Here is an 836-nt window from a genome sequence, read left to right as displayed (position 1 = left end):
TACGCTCCTACTGCGGGTCAAGAAGCTTCTCAGATTGCAACGCATTTCGCGCTTGAAAAAGAAGACTTTGTTCTTCCTGGATACCGTGATGTGCCTCAGTTAATTTGGCACGGCCTTCCATTATATCAAGCGTTTCTTTTCTCTCGCGGACATTTCAGAGGAAACCAAATGCCTGATGATGTGAATGCCCTTTCTCCACAAATCATTATCGGTGCTCAATACATTCAAACTGCCGGTGTTGCGCTAGGTCTTAAAAAACGCGGTAAGAAAGCTGTCGCAATCACTTACACTGGTGACGGCGGAGCTTCTCAAGGGGACTTCTACGAAGGAATTAACTTTGCCGGAGCTTATAAAGCACCTGCAATCTTCGTGGTGCAAAACAACCGTTATGCGATTTCAACTCCTGTTGAAAAACAATCTGCAGCTGAAACAATTGCACAAAAAGCTGTAGCTGCCGGTATTGTCGGCGTACAAGTAGACGGAATGGATCCGCTTGCTGTATACGCAGCAACTGCTGAAGCACGCGAGCGTGCAATCAACGGCGAAGGTCCAACACTAATTGAAACACTTACGTTCCGTTATGGCCCGCACACAATGGCTGGTGACGATCCTACTAAATATCGTACAAAAGAAATCGAAAATGAGTGGGAACAAAAAGATCCGCTTGTACGCTTCCGTGCATTCCTTGAAAACAAAGGCTTATGGTCTGAAGAAGAAGAAGCAAAAGTGATTGAGGATGCGAAAGAAGAAATTAAGCAAGCGATCAAAAAAGCTGATGCTGAACCGAAGCAAAAAGTAACTGATTTAATGAAAATCATGTACGAAAAAATGCCTCG

The 836-nt window shown here is 44.5% G+C and carries 1 protein-coding gene; it reads left to right on the top strand.

Going from position 1 to position 836, the window contains the following annotated elements; genetic code table 11:
* Positions 1-836: thiamine pyrophosphate-dependent dehydrogenase E1 component subunit alpha (locus RAC86_RS39310; RefSeq protein ID WP_377887025.1), on the top strand; the 836-nt coding region annotated here is incomplete at both ends.

Source organism: Bacillus sp. LR_5 (genome assembly GCF_042709275.1).
Note: the sequence above shows the minus strand (reverse complement) of the source record. Positions and strands in the feature narration are given on the sequence as shown.